The sequence below is a fragment of the Moraxella bovis genome (genome assembly GCF_025985205.1).
GTDB classification, from domain to species: Bacteria; Pseudomonadota; Gammaproteobacteria; order Pseudomonadales; family Moraxellaceae; genus Moraxella; species Moraxella bovis.
This window is the reverse complement of the sequence record NZ_CP087840.1, coordinates 2,590,001-2,607,223: the sequence shown is the minus strand read 5'-3', so window position 1 is coordinate 2,607,223 and position 17,223 is coordinate 2,590,001. Positions and strand designations below refer to the sequence as shown.

Here is a 17,223-nt window from a genome sequence, read left to right as displayed (position 1 = left end):
TTTTTATTTTTAAGAAGGATTTTTTATGACAACATTCAACGATTTTGCCGATATTTTACAGTCCCATGTGTCTGATGTGGATTGGGGGCGTATCAAGGATTTGCCAATCACAGGCTTTGTGTCGGACAGTCGCAAGATGGCAGGTGGCGAGATTTTTGTGTTGTTGTCGGTCAATCCTGACATCAAATCCAAGGCAAAAGGCTATATTGATAGTATCAATAGCCAAGCGGTGCTGTCCGAGATAAGTGCGTCCGACATGGGTGTGGATAATGCTAAAATGCCGATTGTGCATATTGCCAATTTACGCCTGATTTTGGGCGATTTGGTCAAGGCATATCTGCAAAAAACAGGGGCGGCAGCTTTGCCAAAAGTCGTGGCAGTTACAGGCACCAACGGCAAGACCACCATTAGTCAGCTTACCGCCCAGCTGTTATCCCTTGCCAATCACAAAACTGCCGTCATGGGAACGGCAGGCAACGGCATTTTGCCAAACCTAGCCCCAAGCACCCATACCACGCTAGAAGTGGTCGCTCTGCAACACGCCATTTATGACTATGCCAAAGCGGACGTGGAATGTATTGCCCTAGAAGCGAGCAGTCATGGACTCCATCAGCACCGCTTGCAAGGCGCGCCAATCACGGTGGCGGTGTATTCCAACCTTTCCCGAGACCATTTGGATTATCATGCCGATATGGACGACTATGCAGGGGCGAAGGCACGGCTCTTTGATAAGGCGTTATTTCCCACGCTGACCCATGCCATTATCAATGCCGATGATGAATTTAGTGAAATCTTTATCCGTCAAGCCAAACAGTCGGAGCTTACCATTTGGACGTACAGCACCAAAAATCCCAAGGCGGACTTTTTTGCCAAACAAATCAGCCCAAGTCTAAATGGGGTGGAATTGGTTATCCAAACCCCACAAGGTGAGATGACGGTAAAAAGTCCACTTTTGGGCTTGTTTAACGTGGCAAACCTATTGGCAAGCATTGGGGCAAGCCTTGCCATGAATGTAAGTTTTGATGAAATTGTCAATAATATCAAACACTTAAAAGGGGCAAGAGGACGTATGGAGCAAGTGCCGTCCGAGCGTGGTTCGTTTATCGTGGATTATGCCCACACCCCTGATGCGGTGGAGCAGGTGCTGTCAAGCCTACGCACGCATTGTGCTGGGACGCTGTTTGCGGTGCTTGGCTGTGGGGGCGACAGGGATAAGGGCAAGCGACCTTTGATGACCAAATCCGCCCTAAAATTTGCCGATAAAGTGATTTTGACCGCCGATAACCCGAGAAGTGAAAATCCAAACGAGATTTTAAAGGATATGCAAGAAGGCTTGGACTGCGAAAGTCATTATAAAATTGAAATTGAGCCTGACCGCAAACTTGCGATTGAGCTTGCGGTCAAACTGGCAGGCGAGAATGACATTGTGGCGATTTTGGGTAAGGGGCACGAGACTTATCAAGAGATTAAGGGCGTGCGGTATGCCTTTGATGATAGAGTGGTGGTGGGGGAGATGATTGGGAAGTTTGGCAAATGAGCGATGTAAAAATGTTTGACACAGGACAACAAGATTGCATAATTGATGGCTTATTCTTTAAACTGACTTGCCACGCTTTTCCAGAAAGTTACGATGTTTTTTATGATGATAAAAAAGTTGCCTATGTCAGACTAAGGCACGGCGAATTAAAAGTTGCTAATCCTGATAATACTGAAATTTGGTGGAATACGCACGATACTGATTGTCATTTTCCGCCTGATAAGCAATTAAAAAATGAAGGCTTATTTGATGATGAAAATGAACGACTATTTTATTTAACCATTATTGCCAAAGTCATTCATAAAAAGTTAAATAATCCTAATTGGCAAGTTTGGCAAGAAAATCACTTTTTAAATATTGGGATTAATTGATGAAAAAATGGTTATGCACTCTTATGGCAATAATGGTAAGTCAAAATGCCTTTGCTCAAACTTATTTTGCTTGTACGGATACGGAAAATACTGAAATTAGCTTTAAAGATTTGCCAAAAGAGTATCACGCTTTGGAAGATGGGGAACGATTATTTGCCTATGAGATGTCAAGTATTGGGCTTGGGCATACTTTTTTTATTCCCAAGTCTGATATAAAAACCAATAAGCAGTATTTAACAGATGAGAATGGCAATAAAATTTATCAAGAAACCATTTTATTTGTATATGATAATATTAGTTATAACATAGAGTATTTGACTGTTGGCGATAAGAAAACTGCTTTTGTTAAAGAAACAATCATTGATAAAGAAACTGACAATCAAGAAATTTATCATTGTGATATGACAAAACCTGTGATAAATTTTATAAACAAGTTATAAAAGGCGTTATTGTAATAACCAAACAATCTAAAACCAAAGGCAACAAAATGACCCCCTATATCTGGCAATTTGACAATTTAAATACCGCTTTAAGCGAATTAACCCCCACTTGGTACGGTGCGTTTACCGCCCAAAGCACCAAAATTACCACCGACACTCGCACGATAAACGCAGGCGATATTTTTTTGGCAATTAAAGGCGATAATTTTGACGGACACGAATTTGTGAATGCCGCTCTTGAAAAAGGGGCGGTACTGGCGATTGTCAATGAAAAAGTAGAAAGCGACTTGCCCCAGCTTATCACAGGCGACAGCAAAAAGGCACTCGGGCTTTTAGGCAAATACCGCCGTGATGTTCACCCCAATCTTACTGTGATTGCCCTGACAGGCTCGTCTGGCAAGACCACCACCAAAGAAATGCTGGGCAGTATCCTAAATCAACTCGCCCCCACCTTGATTACAAGGGGGAATTTGAACAACGATTTGGGCGTGCCGATGATGTTATTAGAATTGTGCGACGAACATCAATTTGCCGTGATGGAGCTTGGGGCGAACCATATTGGTGAAATTGCTTATACCACACGCCTTGTGTCGCCTGATGTTGCGTGCGTGCTTAACATTGGTACGGCCCATTTGGGCGAGTTTGGCGGTCGGGAAAACATTGCCAAAACCAAAGCCGAGATTTTTCAAGGGTTAAATGAAAATGGCGTGGCGGTGCTACCTTATGGCGATGAATTTTTTGAAATTTTAGCAAATGAAGCCGGCAAATTTACCGCTCAAATTTTAACCACAGGCGAAAAAAATGTCCCACCTCGTGAAGCGATGGATTTTTCCAAACTAAGTGAAGCTGAGCAAGCCGAGCTTGACAAATTAGACTTTGTACAGGTAATGGGCGATGTCTTTGCTGACGATGTGGAGGTCTTGGCGGACAAGGTTGGTTTTAATTTGGTGGTAAATTTGGCGGTGGACGAATTTGACGAAGGCGAAGTTTTGCTCCCTTTTGCAGGCGAGCATAATGTGGCAAATGCTTTGTCGGCGGTGGCGTGTTCGCTTGCGTTGGGGCTGGATTTGGAGTTAATCGTAAACGGCTTAAACAACGCCAAACCCGCCAAAGGTCGCTTAAATTTTAAACCGTTTAACAACCACTTAATCATTGACGACACTTATAACGCCAATGTCCCTGCGATGATTGCAGGGTTGAAAGTGCTAAATGCCCAAAAATTTCTTGATGAAAATGCTTATGACAAAACCTTAATGATCATTGGCGACATTGGCGAATTGGGCGATGACGCAGTTGCCGAACATCAGTCGCTTGGCGAGCAAATTGGAGAAATTGGTGTGGATAAGCTGATTTGTGTTGGCAAATTGATGAAAAACACTTTTGACCCCGCCCAAAAAGCAGGGATTAATTGCGTGCATTTTAACGATAAATCCCAAGTCACCCAAGAAATTTTGTCCACGATTAACACTGGCGAAAATTGGGCAATGCTGTTTAAAGGGTCAAGATTTATGGCAATGGAAACTTTGATTCACGATTTAACCCAACCTGTAAGCGAGTAAACGATGTTATATTGGCTCATTGATTATTTTGACATTTTGTATCGCCAGACCATTGCGTCTTTGGGGCTAAGGAGCTTGCTTGCGGTCATGACGAGCATGGCGATTGTACTTATGGCGGGCAAGCCTGTCATCGCCTACCTGCGTAACCTAAAATACGGTCAAGCGGTACGCACGGACGGCCCAAAAACGCACCTTGTCAAGCAAGGCACGCCAACGATGGGTGGTGTGCTGATTTTGTTTGCCATTGGGATTTCTACTTTGCTGTGGGCAAATTTGACAAACCCTTATGTATGGATTTTGATGGCGGTCATGGTCATCTTTGGGGCGGTCGGCTGGCGTGATGACTGGCTAAAAATCAAGCACAAAAACCCCCAAGGCTTGGTCGCCAAAAAGAAATACTTTTGGTTGTCGGTGGGAGCGTTGCTCGCTGGTGGGTCGCTTTACTATATCTCTTTACAACAAAACCCCACCACCATGCACGCTATGCAGGATTTGCTTATTCCTGCCTTTAAAAATCTGTACATTCCCTTGTCTGCCATACCCTTTGGGCTTGGCTTTATTACGCTCACCTATTTTGCCATTAATGGTACGTCCAATGCAGTCAACTTAACAGACGGCTTGGACGGCTTGGTCGCCTTGCCTGTGGTGCTGGTGTCGGCAGGGCTTGGGGTGTTTGCTTATGTGTCGGGTCATGTGGCATGGGCGAACTATCTGTCCGTGCCGTATATCGCTTATAACAGCGAAGTGGTCGTGGTGTGTGCGTCCATGATTGGGGCGTGTTTGGGCTTTTTGTGGTACAACGCCGCCCCTGCCGAGGTGTTTATGGGCGATGTGGGGGCGTTGAGCCTAGGCGGTATGCTTGGCACGATTGCGGTGATGACACGTCAGGAGATTGCCTTTATCCTGATGGGCGGTATTTTTGTCATGGAAGCTTTGTCGGTCATTATCCAAGTCGGCTCGTACAAACTGCGTAAAAAACGGGTCTTTTTGATGGCACCTTTGCACCACCATTTTGAGGAAATGGGGCTAAAAGAAACTAAGGTTGTGATACGTTTTTGGATTGTATGTATTATCCTTGTGGTGTTATCACTCATGACATTAAAATTAAGATAAAATCAAAAGCCCTGCGGAGATGCGGGGCTTTTTGTGGGGTGTGAGTTTTGTTTTAAAACCAAACATCCTTGTCTGATTTAACTTTACCAATCTATCCGCCAAAACTTGGTACCATGCCCAAATAACCGCCAATTTGGGCGATGATGTTTATTATGCCAAAGACGATGACAAAATAAATCATAAACTGACCGCCAAAGGCTCGGTAGGTGCTATCAGGGTGCTTTTGGCGGTGAGCCTTGGCAAGTAGGGCAGGGACGATGACACCCCACACGGTCAAGGCAAGACCTGCAAAGCCAATGGCGGTTGTAAAGCCAAATGGTGCAATCAGACTTAGCACCAAAGGCGGTAAGAACACCACCGCCACCGCATAGGCTCGCCCTGTCTTGTCATCGCCAAACCCAAAAAAATCACTCAAAAAGTCAAACAATCCCAACGCTACGCCCAAAAAGGAACTGGTCAATGCCATGTAAGCAAATGCCCCCAACATGGTGCCGATAAAGCCCGATTTGCCAATCGCCCCTAGTAGCGTTGCCACATCGCCATCTTTGGCGATGACGGGGGCAAAATCGGTGCGTGGTAGGTTGCCTTGGACGACCATTTGCCACAGCAGATAAAACCCGAGTGCCATGAGTGTGCCTATCAAGACCGATTTGGCGACTTTGGCGGTGTCGCCCCCAAAGTATTTGACCATGCTTGGCACGCCGATATGATAGCCAAAAGATACAAGCACCGTGGACAATGCCACCCAGATGTAGGGCGTGTAAGCCGTGCCAGTCGGGGCGTGAGTGTCAAAGAGCGTATCTAGACTAACCGATGACATCATGCCAAAGGCGGAGATAAAAAAGCTGACTATCATGCCAATCATCAGTACGCTTGCCACTCTGTCCACGACCCGAGTTGAGAGCCACACAAACACCGCAAACAGTATGCTGATGATGAGCGAACCTAGGCGTGGGGCGATGTCCGTGCCTGTCAAGGCAGACAGATGATTGGCGGTCAAACCCCCGCCACTGGTGATGTAGGCGTAGAGCAGGATATACAGCACAAAGACGAGCGATAGGCTATTGATGGTGTTCCAGCCTTTGCCGAGCAAGGATTTGACGATGGTTGCAAGGTTGGCACTCGGGGGGAATGTAGTGCTGGCTTCTAATATCATAAGACCCGATGCGTACATACAAAGCCAAGTGTAGGCGAACACCAACAGCGACCATGAGAACCACACGCCTGCCGTGGCGGTAGGATTGGCGAGCATGCCCGCCCCAATGGCGGTGCCTGCGATAATCATCGCCCCGCCAAAGACCGAAGGGGATTTTGACATAAATAAACCTTGATAACCTGCCGATGTGGCAAAAGGGGCTATTTTAATCGTTTTTGGGCGTAATTACAAATACGACCGCACCATAAGCCAATAAAAACCCAATCAACATCTTTTAACACGATTGTCTTTTAAAATAAAAAAATTCTTGTGCTACAATAAATGGGCTTGTTTTAAATCCATCTAAAAAGGAAAAACTCATGTTCAAAAACTTCGCCTCAGACGCTCTTGGCTTATCTGATATTGGCAAAATCATACCGCCTAGCCAGTTTAACCAAACCGACATTGATGACTATATTTTTCATGAAGATAATGAACGGATTTATTTTGTCATCAAATCAAAAATGGACGAATACTGCTTTACCAACACCGCCTTTATCCATTTAGACGGGCAGTCCGCCACGAGCAAAAAACGTACGCTAAAACGCTATCCTTATCGTTATTTTGCCCCAAGTCAAGTCTCCATTGAGACAGCAGGGACGATGGATTTGGACGTGGAATTAAAGTTTCATTTGGGTGGTTGGCGTTTAGCATTGACATTGACAAAAGCTAAATTGAAGGTGTGCGAGACATTTATAAGGCATTGACTGCCATTGCCGAGCGTTGTCAGGCAATCCGCCATGATGAGATGGTGTTAGAGAAGACCTTTGAGACGGTAACAGGCATGTTTAATTTAAAAGACGTGCCAGAGGCGGTGATTATGAGCTTGCCTACCGTCATCAATCAAACCGTGCAAAAAGTGGAAGCAGGCTATAACGAACGCCTAAATGCCATTCGCCAGTATGACTTTGGGGCAGTGTTTGAGCATTATTTGCGTGACTAACGGTCAAAATAGGATAAACTAAAACCGCCCCGAAATCACGGAGCGGTTTTTATGGCAAGCTGATTATTTTAGCACTTCTGCCATGCTGTTTGCGACATATTCCACGTTGGCGTTATTTAGCCCTGCGATACACATACGCCCGTTTTCTACCATATAAATGGCAAACTCATCACGCAAGCGGATAACCTGCGGGGCGGTTAGTCCTGTAAAGCTAAACATACCACGCTGTTTGGTAAAGTAGCTAAAATCACGCTCAGGCAATTTTTCGGTCAAGACGTCTTGGAGCTTTTGACGCATTTGTCGGATACGGTCTCGCATCTCGTACACCTCGCCAACCCATTGATTGAACAATTCATCATCATTCATCACGGTATCCACCACCGCATTACCGTGAGACGGTGGGCTAGAATAGATACGGCGAACGGTGAATTTTAATTGCCCAAGCACAACGTCCGTTTCTTCTTTGGTGGGGGCAACCACCGACAAACCGCCAACACGCTCGCCATAGAGCGATAGGTTTTTGGAGAATGAGTTTGACACAAACACGCTCAAGCCTTTTTCTACCGCTAGGCGAATGGCGTACGCATCGCTGTCCATGTCATCGCCAAAGCCTTGATAGGCGATGTCCATAAAGGGGATGAGTTTTTTGTCTTTGATGATGTCAAGCACGCTATCCCATTGCTCGTTTGACAAATCCACGCCTGTGGGGTTGTGGCAACAGGGGTGTAGTAGCACCACGTCATTTTCGTTTAGGGTGTTTAAGAACGCACACATTTCGTCAAATTTGACGCCAATGGTCGCTCCGTCATAGTAGGGGTATTTGCCAACTTCTAGTCCCGCCCCTTCAAAAATGCTGATGTGGTTGCCCCATGTTGGGTCGGATACATAGCATTTGGCATTGGGAAACCATTCGTGGATAAAGTCCGCTCCGACTTTTAAGGCACCAGACCCGCCCAAAGTGGCAATCGTGGCAACTCGCCCGTCTTTGACGACCTGACTGTCTTTGCCAAACAGTAGCTCTTGGCACGCTTTTTTGTAACCTGCCAAACCGTCCATCGGCAAGTAGCCACGGGGACGAGGTGGGCTTGCGATACGTCCTTCAGCGGTTTTGACGCATTCTAGGACGGGCAATTTGCCGTCTTCGGTGTAGTACACGCCCACGCCAAGGTTTACCTTGATGTCGCCTCGTGGGTCACCTGCAAATTTGTCCATGAGACCCAAAATCGGGTCGCCAGCATAGGGGGTAACGTGTTCAAACATAACAAATACCTTTGTTGTTGTGGATAAAAAACTGTGTCAGTATAACGCAAAATCAGGCGGTTGTGGGGAAATTTTGTTGTTTTTGGAGATACGTTTATCAGCCAAATAACACCGACTGCTTACCATCAATCTCAACAATGAGCTTTCCGCCTAGGGCTTGGATGTATTTTTTGATGATGGCGTATTCGGGGTTGTCAGCACTTTCCATTTGGCAAATGGCGGATTGGGACACGCCAATTTTGTCGGCAAGCTCGGCTTGGGTGAGTTTGGCATTTTTGCGAAGCTCGCTTAGACGGATACCAACCAAAGTGTCGGCAACTCGCTGTTCTATCTTGTTACGGCGTTCGGTAGGCAGGCTTGCCATGTGGTCGGCTAGGGTTTTGTAAGTTTTCATAGCTCTTATCCTTTAAGTATTCGCCATAAATACGTTCGGCAAGGGGTATCATGCGTTGATAAAAACGTTTGTCGCCTGTTTTGTCGCCTGCACACAGCAAAATGACCTGTCTTTTTGGGTCATAAGCCACGCTTTCTTGTTCGCTTTTGACTTAGATTTGTCAGCCATTCGGTAAAATGCTCGGTCATTAAAACGGTGTACAAGATTTATCCCCTTACCAAAATGATAAGTCAAGACTTATATTTTTTCAACTCATTCTATACCGCCTTGGGCTTACTGACCAAAAAATCCCCAGCGTTATTAATCAAAAATTCCTTAAAGGCAAGAGCGGCAGGCGACAGCGAGCGGTTTTTGTGGGTGTAGAGTAAAAACTTGCGTTCCACCACAGGCTCGCTGATGGGTCGCATGACCAGCCCGTATAGCTCAACCCATTCGGCAGCGTAGAGCAGGCATAACGTCACCCCAAGTCCCATTCGGGTCATGCCAAGGGCGGTTGAGAGAAAATTAATCTCAAAATCGGGGTTAAAGATACGACTTGAAATGTTATTGGGAAGTTCGTTTTGTAGACTTTTGATAAAAGGTCCGTTTAGAGTGATGAGCTTTTCATCAAGCAAGTCCGTCCATGTAATTTCATCTTTTTGGGCAAAGGGATGGTTTGGTGGCAACACCAGATAAAAAGGTGAGCTAAACAGCACATCCACATTCAAATCGTCAGAATAAGGACGCTCGGGGGCGACCCCCAAATCGGCTTCTAGGTTCTCAATATGTTCAACCACATTATCCACCGAGCAGTCGGTGAGCGTGACCTGAATGTTGGGGTATAGCTCACAGAATTTAGCGACAAATTTGGGCATGGTGGACGCAGACAACTGCTGAGAGACGGCAAGGCGGACGTGTCCTTGGTGTAGCGATTTTAGGTTATTGACTTTTTCGTTGAGTACCGACATCTCGTTGAGTACTCGCCGAGCCTGTGGCAGTAGCCGTGAGCCTGCATCTGATAGGTGTAGTTTGCGTGTGGTGCGGTCAAAGAGTTTGACATCAAGATTTTGTTCTAATTCCTTAATCAGACCGCTTAGGGCGGATTGGGTCAGGCACAGTGTCTCGGCAGCCTTGGTAAAACTGTTTTGCTCAGCGACAAGCACAAAGGCTTTTAGCTGGCGTAGGGTAGTACTCATTATTATTAACCTTAATAAATATATAAGATGATATTATAAATGATAATTGCCAAGATACAAGGGGGCGGAAAAAATATTTTAGGATTTGATGGTTTACCCGACCAAATTATCCAAATAAGTCCCGATTGTGCTAAAATATCGCAACGATTCATACTTATAATGGAACATTCATGCTAACAGCCCTAACCTTAGATAATTTGGCTTTGATTAAGCACCATGAAATCGTCTTTGATGAGCGTTTTAATGTCATCACGGGCGAGACGGGTGCAGGTAAGTCTTTGATATTGGATGCTTTATCGCTGTGTGTGGGCGGACGAGCTGATGCTGGCATGGTGCGTTTTGGCGAGAGTGAAGCGTCGGTGTTTGGCGAGTTTGATGTGACTGATAATGATAAAGTGAGCCAGTGGTTTGCCGAGCATGAGCGAGAGCTAGAAGAGGACACACTGCTCATCCGCCGTAAAATCAGTGCCAACGGACGTTCAAAATCATGGATAAATGGCGTACCAGCGAGCCTTAGCGAACTAAAATCACTGGGCAGTGTTTTGGTTAATATCCACTCACAGCATGCAGGGCTTGAACTGCTAAAACCGCAGTTTGTCATCGATTGGCTAGATGATGTGGGGGGCTTGCACGCCTTAAAATCAGCGACCAAAGACGCTTTTGGGACATACCAACGCCTAAAAAAAGAAGCCGATGACGCTCGTGCCATGTCCACTCAGCGTGCCGACCGGATGGCACTTTTGTCATCACGCCTAAGCGACATTGAGCCACTCATGGCGGTGGATATTGGCGAGATAGAGCAAGAGTATGATGAGCTGTCCAACCTTGAAAATCTCATGCAGTCAGCACTGCAAGCGGTCACGCACCTAGACAATGACGAGATGAGTGTGTCGGGTCTGTTGGCACGTAGTCTAAAAATCTGTGATAACTTATCGGACAAAAGCCGAGTGTTCGCCGAGTGTAGCGAGCTACTTACCCAAGCGTCCGAGCAGATAGATGACGCGGTGGCACGGCTTATGGACTATGCCGAGCAGTCACTGCCTGACGAAGAGCGACTGGACGAGCTTAATAATCTCATGGGGCTGGCTCATCGCTTTGCCAAAAAATACCACACGACCACAGATGAGTTGACCGCACAGGCAGGGCAGTGGCAGGCGGAGCTGGAAAAATTAGAGAACCTGCCTGATAACGAGACCATGGATGAGCAGGTGGCAGGGGCATGGGATGAGTATGTGAGTGTGGCGGACAAACTGCATCACGAACGCACCAAAATCGCCCCACAAATCGCTGATGAACTGGCTCATCGCCTGTCGGCACTTGCCCTGCCGAACGCCAGCTGTCTCTTTGAGTTTAGCCCCAAAGAGCCACATCAGTATGGTGGTAGCGGGATGTTTGACATCGCTCTCATGTTTAGTGCCAATGTCGGCATGCCCATGCAACCGCTACACAAAGTGGCGTCAGGGGGCGAGCTGTCTCGCATGGCTCTCATCATGCAGGTCATGAGTGCAGGCGTGAATCAAGAGACACGCCCGACCTTGGTGTTTGATGAAGTGGACGTGGGTATCAGTGGTGGTACAGCTCAGGTGGTGGGCGAGCTACTAAGAAGTTTGGGCGACCATCAGCAACTTTTTGCCATCACACACCAAGCACAGGTTGCGGCGGCGGCACACCGTCATATCTTGGTGCACAAAGAGCATGGCGAGCAGACGATGAGCCATTTGTCCATCATCACAGGCGACAGACAGATTGATGAGCTAGCACGCATGTCAGGTGGCGTGAACATCACCGAAGCGACTCGGGCTCATGTCAAGGGCTTGCTTGATGATATCAATAAAGTCAAAATGCAGTAAAGATTCAAGATGCAAACAAACTGATTAATTATACTTTTGCCTTAATTTAAAATCTTTAAAGTGGTAAATTATTGATTATCAAGCAATTATTTTTGGGTTGTAGGGGCGAATTGCAATTCGCCCTTGATAAATCAATGACTTATATCAAGTCGAGAGCAGGATTAATTTTTAGGCTTTTTTTAAAAATAATATCAAACAAACACACTGCACTCAAAAATATCGCCACGCCAACAGATATAAGATTAAATACCGATATTTTGTTTGGATTGAATTGTATGAATAATTGCCATTAATGCTATCTTGTGTATTATTGGTTTTTATAACAGCCATTTGCGGTATGTCATTTTTAAACCAAAGCACAGATGGCTGATGATAGTAGCCAATGGTGATGTCCTTGCGTGGTAATTCCTTTGCCAAAACACAGTCGCTCATGGCGATTTTTGGCACAACAGAATAACCGCATGCCACAACCAACGATTGTTTGGTTTGGGGATTGGTGATTTGTATGTGATGTATGTCTTGTTTGGGTGAGCGTGATACCACAACGGCTTTGATGTTGCCTGTGATGTATTGCAATTCATTCTCTGGCGGTAATCCACGACCCGACCAAGTCATATAGACCGCTACCCATATGATAAAGAACAAAGACCAAGAGATGATGTGGTAAAAACTCATTTTAAACATAAAACTGGCTCGGGTTGATAAAGACTTAGGGCGTGCCTGCCTTTGGTATTTGCAGTGAAAAATAGGAGAAATCGCCCGTTTTTCAAGGAAAAAACGTAGATTGACAGTCATTCTATCTATCAAGCAAGTTTTCGCCTTTGAGCCACAATCCGACCACTTAACTGGGTAAATTTTAAGATTTTAACTTAACTTTTTAAATTAAGTGGTCGGATAGCCATTTTTCATGCAAAAATTGATAGAGCTTACCAAATTTTCATCTTATTTTATAAAAATGTTATCAATGGTAGGCACGCTCTAATTATACAGTCATTTTTCCTAAAAAAGCATATGTTTTGCCACTACTTTATGATGTCATCTAAACCCATAAATATCACACATTTTGTTTTGTTAAATAATTTATCCCAAAAAGGCGTGATTGATAGACAAATTGTGATGATGTGCCATTTACCACCCACAAACCTTGTAAAATGGCGATTTTGCCCCATATTGACCTTAATGATAATGACATCCCCAAGCGAGCTGATTTGAAAAAATTTTCCAACTTGACGCATCATTTTTTATTGCCCAGTCCGTTCATGCCTGATGAACGCTTTGCTGACGCATTGATTTATATCTGTCGCCACAGCACTGACGGGGCGTGGGGATTTATGATTAATAAGCCTCTTAGTGCTTCGGTGGGCGGTTTGCTACACGAGCTTGATTTGCCCGCCAGCCAAAAGGCGATGAACACCCCTGCCATGCATGGAGGCTTTATCCGCCCCGAAGCAGGTTTTGTGCTACACACAGGACTGCCCGAGTTTGCGTCATCGTTTGCGGTGGGCGAGAACGTATGTATCACGACCAGTAAAGACGTGCTAAGTCTGATATCAGGCGACAGCTTGCCCCACTTTTTGCTTTGCATGGGGTTTTGTAACTGGACGGCAGGGCAGTTGGAGCAGGAGATAAGCGAGCAGGACTGGTTGGTTTGCCCTGCTGATTTGGAGATATTGTTTCGGGCGAAGTTTGAAGACAGATTGATGTTGGCTTATGACAAACTGGGCATTGACCCTGATAAATTTACCTTGACCACAGGATTTGCTTGATTTTTAAACGTGATGTTTTAAAAGTTAAAAAGTCAATTTTGCTTTACCTGCGACCAATTTTTTTGATTTGCCAAAATAATAGGAATTTCATGACAACACCGACTTTGATTTTAGCCCTAGATTTTGGCGTCAAAAAAATGGGTATGGCACTGGGCAACACGCTCACGGCGGATGCACGCCCCTTTGACATTTTGGCGATGGACAACGGACAGCCCGATTGGGATAATCTACTGGGCATCATTGAGCAGTGGCGGATTGATGTGGTGGTGGTCGGCTTACCGCTTAACATGGACGGCACTGATTCCATGCTTTCTAAACGAGCGGCTAAATTCGCTCGCCGTCTGGCACACCGTCTGGGCGAACGCCATTTGCCCGTACAGGTGTACATGTATGATGAACGCCTGTCGTCGCATGAAGCTCGCATGATGGCGTGGGAGCGTGGCTGGATAAAGCACGAGCGAGACCCGATTGATGATGTCTCGGCGTGCTTGTTGGTTGATGGTTATTTCAACTCGCCAGAGCTTGCCCGCTATGTCGGCAGTTATCATGATAATGAGCAAAAAGGCAAAGATTAGGCCGTGCAATTTTATTAAGCATCAAAATTAGACAAATCCCAGCCCAAAACCACACAAATAAAAGGACACACATGGATAGCCACGCCCCCAACCCAGCCCAATCCAACCCCCAAGCCAAACATCAGAAAATCATCCAAGTCATCACGCAAGCGATGGGGCTTGCCAATGTCAGCGTGTATTTGGGCTATGGGGCGATTGTGTGTTTTTGTGTGTTTGGCACGTTGGCGAGCATGGCGACGTTCAAAGACAGTGGGGTGGTGTATTGGGCGTTTCATTACTTGCCCTATGTGCTGATTGGCTTGTCCATGCCGATAAGTTTGTATCATCTGTTCATTTTGGGTCGCTATCGCATTATCCAAAAGGGTATTTTAAAGATGATTTTGGTGGTGGGCATGGGACTGCTCGCATTTGCTTTTGCCATGGCAATTAAGGGTTGGGCGGTGGCATTCTACATGAGCCTGTTTTTGGCGATGATTGCGTGGTTTGGCATGCCGTTTTTGGTTCGAGTGAATTTAAAGAAGTTTTTAAATTTTTTAAATAATCCGACTGATAAAGCTGATGAAAACGGGAATGAAAATAAAAAATAGCCAAAAATCGTGAGTTATGCTACCATAAGTCATCTAAAATTACACGCATTTTCCCATGAATTACAAACACGCCTACCACGCAGGCAATTTCGCTGACGTTGCCAAACACATTTTATTACTCCAACTGCTCGCCCAATTTAGTGCCAAAGCCAAGCCCTTTTATGTGCTTGATGCTTATGGCGGACGTGGGCTGTATTCCTTGGAAAGCGATGAGGCGACCAAAACAGGCGAGGCGGACAAGGGCATTCGTGCCTTAGAAAATGCCGACCTTGGCGCACCGCCAAAAGCCATTGCCCAGTATCTATTAGACCTTGACACCGCTCGCAAAACCTATGATAAGCACGTCTACCCAGGTTCGCCTTGGTGGATTGCCAACCACGCCCAAAACCATTCGGACAACGCTCCCTTGCGTGCCGAAGCCTTTGAAGCGGTGGCAGACGAGTATGACGCCCTAAATTATCAGCTTTATCAACTCCCCATTGGCATTCATCATCGCAACGCCTTTGAAGGTGTGCCTGCCGTGCTACCGCCCAAGGAAAAGCGTGGCATTATCCTGCTTGACCCGCCTTTTGAGCAGGAGCATAAGGATTTTAGCCGTTTAGTAGATTTGCTTGTAGCAAGTCATAAGAAATTTGCCACAGGAACATTTGTGCTGTGGTATCCCATTAAGAATAAAGAGGCGGTAGAGCTGTTTTATAAAAAAATGAAACGCACCGACATTCGCCGTCAGCTTGTCTGTGAGCTAAACCTATACCCCAATGACGTAGCAGTGGGCATGAACGGCACAGGGCTACACATCATCAATCCGCCTTGGCAATTTGACGAACACGCCAAAGCCATTTTACAAACGCTCGCCCCAATCCTAACACCAAAAGACGCTCCTGCCATGAGCATGGACGACATGGCGGTGGTTAAATGGTTGGTTGGGGAGTGATTTTAAAAATTGCTAATTAACTGATGTTTGGGTAAGTTTGTAGGGCAATTTATTCGCCCAAATATCAAAATACGAGACAATTAACAACAGTCCATTGATTTTAAAAATAAAACACCATGACAACCCAGCCCCCACATTCCCAAAAAGACCCAGACGACCATGACGGCATTACCTTTGAAGTCGTTGAGACCGAACAACACGGCAATCAAAAAAAGATAAGCCGTGGGGTCTATCCCGTTCCCAATCTTATTACCAGTGTGTCCATGCTCTCGGCATTTTTTTCTATCGTTGCCAGTAGCGAGGGGCGGTTTGATAAGGCGTGCCTTGCCATTTTTTTATCCGCCATTTTGGACGGTATGGACGGACGGGCTGCCCGACTCTTAAACGCCCAAAGCCCATTCGGTGAGCAGTTGGATAGTCTTGCCGACTGTATCGCTTTTGGGCTTGCCCCTGCCATACTTGTGTATCATTTTGCGTTGCATGAATTTGGGCGGTTTGGGCTTGCGTGTGCCTTTGTGTTTAGTGTCTGTGCGGCGTTTCGCTTGGCAAGATTTAACGTGCAAATTGGCACGGTGGATAAAAAATACTTTATCGGATTGGCAAGTCCTTTGGCGGCGATTTTGGTAACGTCAAGCGTCATGGTGGCAAGAGACCATGGAGCCACCCTTACCCCCCAAACGCTCGCCACCATCTGTGCGGTGTGGACGGTGATTTGCGGACTACTTATGGTGAGCAATGTCAAATATTACAGTTTTAAAGAATTTGACCGTCAAAAAATCCCCTTTGTTGGGCTAATTATTGGCGTGCTTATCATGGGTATTGTGCTGTATGACATTCCTGTCGGCGTGCTTGCCATTGGTGTGATTTATGCCTTGTCAGGGTTTTGGACGACTTTTATGGCAAGACGAGAGAAAGCCTAAATACCTTTAAAAACGCTCAAAAATACCTTTAAAACCCAACTCATAAACCCACTTGGCTTATCATGTCATCTGCCAACTCGTCCATTATCCAATTCTTCCACGCCACTCGCCCACACACCTATCCTATCGCCATCATGAGCCTTGGGGTGGGGCAGGGCTTGGCGTATCGCACGCTTGGCGGATTTGGGGCGGATAATTAGGTGCTGTGTGTGCTGATTATTTATACCGCTTTGTCTTTACAGATTTTGTCAAACCTTGCCAATGATTTGGGCGACGGCATTCGTGGCACCGACCGCAACCGTCATCATGACAGCCCAGCCCGTCTTGTCCGTAGTGGGGCGGTGTCGGCAGGCAGATTTCGGGCGTGGCTTGTCCTTTGGCTTACCCAAACCATGATGGCAGATTTGGTTAAGCCCTTTAACTCTTTACCAAATCGTGCTGTTTTTTGGCTTGGGGGCGGTGTCGATTTTAGGAGCCTTGGGCTACACCATGGGCAAAAAACCTTATGGTTACCATGCACTTGGTGAGCTTGCCGTTCTGATTTTCTTTGGCTATGTGGCGGTGCTTGGCGGTTATTATCTACAAACGGGCAGGGCGGACATCG

The 17,223-nt window shown here is 46.1% G+C and carries 22 protein-coding genes (1 of these 22 running past the window's edge); 16 read left to right on the top strand and 6 right to left on the bottom strand.

Features of this window, described 5'->3' with window-relative positions:
• Positions 1-25 precede the first annotated feature (25 nt).
• Genes LP107_RS13360 through mraY form a run of 5 tightly spaced genes read left to right on the top strand, consistent with a single transcriptional unit; the run spans position 26 to position 5,020 of the window.
• Positions 26-1,537 carry a UDP-N-acetylmuramoyl-L-alanyl-D-glutamate--2,6-diaminopimelate ligase gene (locus LP107_RS13360; RefSeq protein ID WP_078273634.1) on the top strand — a complete coding sequence of 504 codons (1,512 nt, stop codon included), beginning with the start codon at positions 26-28 and terminating at the stop codon, positions 1,535-1,537.
• A complete protein-coding gene (locus LP107_RS13355) occupies positions 1,534-1,908 on the top strand; it encodes a hypothetical protein (RefSeq protein ID WP_078273633.1) in 375 nt (124 codons plus the stop codon). The genes LP107_RS13360 and LP107_RS13355 overlap by 4 nt, the downstream gene beginning before the upstream one ends.
• On the top strand, positions 1,908-2,348 hold the full coding sequence (locus LP107_RS13350) for a hypothetical protein (RefSeq protein ID WP_112742725.1): 441 nt from the start codon (positions 1,908-1,910) through the stop codon (positions 2,346-2,348). The genes LP107_RS13355 and LP107_RS13350 overlap by 1 nt, the downstream gene beginning before the upstream one ends.
• Positions 2,349-2,395: 47 nt before the next feature.
• Entirely contained in the window at positions 2,396-3,907 is a 1,512-nt protein-coding gene (locus LP107_RS13345; protein WP_078273631.1) for a UDP-N-acetylmuramoyl-tripeptide--D-alanyl-D-alanine ligase, read from the top strand.
• A 3-nt stretch (positions 3,908-3,910) separates the two neighbouring features.
• The gene (mraY, locus tag LP107_RS13340) at positions 3,911-5,020 is read left to right on the top strand and encodes a phospho-N-acetylmuramoyl-pentapeptide-transferase (RefSeq protein WP_078273630.1); all 1,110 of its coding nucleotides are present in this window, start codon (positions 3,911-3,913) and stop codon (positions 5,018-5,020) included.
• A gap of 91 nt (positions 5,021-5,111) precedes the next feature.
• On the opposite strand, the gene LP107_RS13335 is transcribed toward mraY, so the two are convergent.
• The gene (locus LP107_RS13335; protein WP_078273629.1) at positions 5,112-6,338 is read right to left on the bottom strand and encodes an aromatic amino acid transporter; all 1,227 of its coding nucleotides are present in this window, start codon (positions 6,336-6,338) and stop codon (positions 5,112-5,114) included.
• A 197-nt stretch (positions 6,339-6,535) separates the two neighbouring features.
• On the opposite strand from LP107_RS13335, the gene LP107_RS13330 reads away from it, so the two are divergent.
• Positions 6,536-6,922 (top strand): PH domain-containing protein, encoded by a 387-nt coding sequence (locus LP107_RS13330; protein ID WP_228157724.1) that lies wholly within the window; start codon positions 6,536-6,538, stop codon positions 6,920-6,922.
• Complete coding sequence (locus LP107_RS13325) at positions 6,898-7,158, top strand: hypothetical protein (RefSeq protein ID WP_078273628.1); 261 nt, start codon at positions 6,898-6,900, stop codon at positions 7,156-7,158. Before LP107_RS13330 ends, LP107_RS13325 begins: the two co-directional genes overlap by 25 nt.
• Before the next feature lie 63 nt (positions 7,159-7,221).
• Here the strand turns inward: LP107_RS13325 and LP107_RS13320 are convergent, their stop codons facing one another.
• The 4 genes from LP107_RS13320 to LP107_RS13305 form a co-directional block, all read right to left on the bottom strand.
• Complete coding sequence (locus LP107_RS13320; RefSeq protein ID WP_112742724.1) at positions 7,222-8,418, bottom strand: amino acid aminotransferase; 1,197 nt, start codon at positions 8,416-8,418, stop codon at positions 7,222-7,224.
• Between the two features lie 97 nt (positions 8,419-8,515).
• Entirely contained in the window at positions 8,516-8,812 is a 297-nt protein-coding gene (locus LP107_RS13315) for a helix-turn-helix domain-containing protein (RefSeq protein WP_112742723.1), read from the bottom strand.
• On the bottom strand, positions 8,754-8,942 hold the full coding sequence (locus LP107_RS13310; protein ID WP_112742722.1) for a type II toxin-antitoxin system RelE/ParE family toxin: 189 nt from the start codon (positions 8,940-8,942) through the stop codon (positions 8,754-8,756). The genes LP107_RS13315 and LP107_RS13310 overlap by 59 nt, the downstream gene beginning before the upstream one ends.
• A 127-nt stretch (positions 8,943-9,069) precedes the next feature.
• Positions 9,070-9,987, bottom strand: coding sequence for a LysR family transcriptional regulator (locus LP107_RS13305; RefSeq protein WP_078273625.1), 918 nt, complete (start codon positions 9,985-9,987; stop codon positions 9,070-9,072).
• Positions 9,988-10,157: 170 nt separating this feature from the next.
• Between LP107_RS13305 and recN the strand changes: the two genes are divergently transcribed.
• Entirely contained in the window at positions 10,158-11,837 is a 1,680-nt protein-coding gene (gene recN, locus LP107_RS13300) for a DNA repair protein RecN (protein ID WP_115368806.1), read from the top strand.
• Between the two features lie 210 nt (positions 11,838-12,047).
• Here the strand turns inward: recN and LP107_RS13295 are convergent, their stop codons facing one another.
• On the bottom strand, positions 12,048-12,632 hold the full coding sequence (locus LP107_RS13295; protein WP_143821655.1) for a hypothetical protein: 585 nt from the start codon (positions 12,630-12,632) through the stop codon (positions 12,048-12,050).
• 464 nt (positions 12,633-13,096) lie between these two features.
• Here LP107_RS13295 and LP107_RS13290 point away from each other — a divergent pair, with 464 nt between their 5' ends.
• The 8 genes from LP107_RS13290 to menA form a co-directional block, all read left to right on the top strand.
• A complete protein-coding gene (locus LP107_RS13290; RefSeq protein ID WP_228157862.1) occupies positions 13,097-13,603 on the top strand; it encodes a YqgE/AlgH family protein in 507 nt (168 codons plus the stop codon).
• A gap of 89 nt (positions 13,604-13,692) precedes the next feature.
• Positions 13,693-14,178, top strand: a complete 486-nt coding sequence (gene ruvX / locus LP107_RS13285; RefSeq protein WP_078273621.1) for a Holliday junction resolvase RuvX — start codon at positions 13,693-13,695, stop codon at positions 14,176-14,178.
• A gap of 71 nt (positions 14,179-14,249) precedes the next feature.
• Positions 14,250-14,765 (top strand): hypothetical protein, encoded by a 516-nt coding sequence (locus LP107_RS13280; protein ID WP_228157723.1) that lies wholly within the window; start codon positions 14,250-14,252, stop codon positions 14,763-14,765.
• Positions 14,766-14,820: 55 nt separating this feature from the next.
• Positions 14,821-15,699: a 23S rRNA (adenine(2030)-N(6))-methyltransferase RlmJ gene (locus LP107_RS13275; protein WP_112742718.1), complete on the top strand. Its 879-nt coding sequence runs from the start codon at positions 14,821-14,823 to the stop codon at positions 15,697-15,699.
• A 116-nt stretch (positions 15,700-15,815) separates the two neighbouring features.
• Entirely contained in the window at positions 15,816-16,619 is an 804-nt protein-coding gene (pssA, locus tag LP107_RS13270) for a CDP-diacylglycerol--serine O-phosphatidyltransferase (RefSeq protein WP_112742717.1), read from the top strand.
• 62 nt (positions 16,620-16,681) lie between these two features.
• Entirely contained in the window at positions 16,682-16,819 is a 138-nt protein-coding gene (locus LP107_RS13265; protein WP_162860451.1) for a hypothetical protein, read from the top strand.
• Positions 16,820-16,828: 9 nt separating this feature from the next.
• Positions 16,829-17,146 carry a UbiA prenyltransferase family protein gene (locus tag LP107_RS13260; protein WP_162860450.1) on the top strand — a complete coding sequence of 106 codons (318 nt, stop codon included), beginning with the start codon at positions 16,829-16,831 and terminating at the stop codon, positions 17,144-17,146.
• Positions 17,055-17,223 carry the 5' portion of a 1,4-dihydroxy-2-naphthoate octaprenyltransferase gene (menA, locus tag LP107_RS13255; protein ID WP_162860449.1) on the top strand. Its footprint extends 362 nt past the window's final position, so the window shows 169 of its 531 coding nt (coding positions 1-169); its start codon is at positions 17,055-17,057; its stop codon lies off the right edge, out of view. The genes LP107_RS13260 and menA overlap by 92 nt, the downstream gene beginning before the upstream one ends.

Excerpts from the sequence above, each read along its gene's own strand:
- LP107_RS13360 (WP_078273634.1), top strand. The coding sequence starts at position 26 with ATGACAACATTCAACGATTTTGCCGATATTTTACAGTCCCATGTGTCT.
- LP107_RS13350 (WP_112742725.1), top strand. The coding sequence starts at position 1,908 with ATGAAAAAATGGTTATGCACTCTTATGGCAATAATGGTAAGTCAAAAT.
- LP107_RS13345 (WP_078273631.1), top strand. The coding sequence starts at position 2,396 with ATGACCCCCTATATCTGGCAATTTGACAATTTAAATACCGCTTTAAGC.
- LP107_RS13315 (WP_112742723.1), bottom strand. The coding sequence starts at position 8,812 with ATGAAAACTTACAAAACCCTAGCCGACCACATGGCAAGCCTGCCTACC.
- LP107_RS13320 (WP_112742724.1), bottom strand. The coding sequence starts at position 8,418 with ATGTTTGAACACGTTACCCCCTATGCTGGCGACCCGATTTTGGGTCTC.
- LP107_RS13295 (WP_143821655.1), bottom strand. The coding sequence starts at position 12,632 with ATGACTGTCAATCTACGTTTTTTCCTTGAAAAACGGGCGATTTCTCCT.
- recN (WP_115368806.1), top strand. The coding sequence starts at position 10,158 with ATGCTAACAGCCCTAACCTTAGATAATTTGGCTTTGATTAAGCACCAT.
- LP107_RS13265 (WP_162860451.1), top strand. The coding sequence starts at position 16,682 with ATGTCATCTGCCAACTCGTCCATTATCCAATTCTTCCACGCCACTCGC.
- LP107_RS13275 (WP_112742718.1), top strand. The coding sequence starts at position 14,821 with ATGAATTACAAACACGCCTACCACGCAGGCAATTTCGCTGACGTTGCC.
- LP107_RS13305 (WP_078273625.1), bottom strand. The coding sequence starts at position 9,987 with ATGAGTACTACCCTACGCCAGCTAAAAGCCTTTGTGCTTGTCGCTGAG.
- LP107_RS13280 (WP_228157723.1), top strand. The coding sequence starts at position 14,250 with ATGGATAGCCACGCCCCCAACCCAGCCCAATCCAACCCCCAAGCCAAA.
- LP107_RS13335 (WP_078273629.1), bottom strand. The coding sequence starts at position 6,338 with ATGTCAAAATCCCCTTCGGTCTTTGGCGGGGCGATGATTATCGCAGGC.
- mraY (WP_078273630.1), top strand. The coding sequence starts at position 3,911 with ATGTTATATTGGCTCATTGATTATTTTGACATTTTGTATCGCCAGACC.
- ruvX (WP_078273621.1), top strand. The coding sequence starts at position 13,693 with ATGACAACACCGACTTTGATTTTAGCCCTAGATTTTGGCGTCAAAAAA.
- LP107_RS13290 (WP_228157862.1), top strand. The coding sequence starts at position 13,097 with ATGCCTGATGAACGCTTTGCTGACGCATTGATTTATATCTGTCGCCAC.
- LP107_RS13330 (WP_228157724.1), top strand. The coding sequence starts at position 6,536 with ATGTTCAAAAACTTCGCCTCAGACGCTCTTGGCTTATCTGATATTGGC.
- LP107_RS13355 (WP_078273633.1), top strand. The coding sequence starts at position 1,534 with ATGAGCGATGTAAAAATGTTTGACACAGGACAACAAGATTGCATAATT.
- pssA (WP_112742717.1), top strand. The coding sequence starts at position 15,816 with ATGACAACCCAGCCCCCACATTCCCAAAAAGACCCAGACGACCATGAC.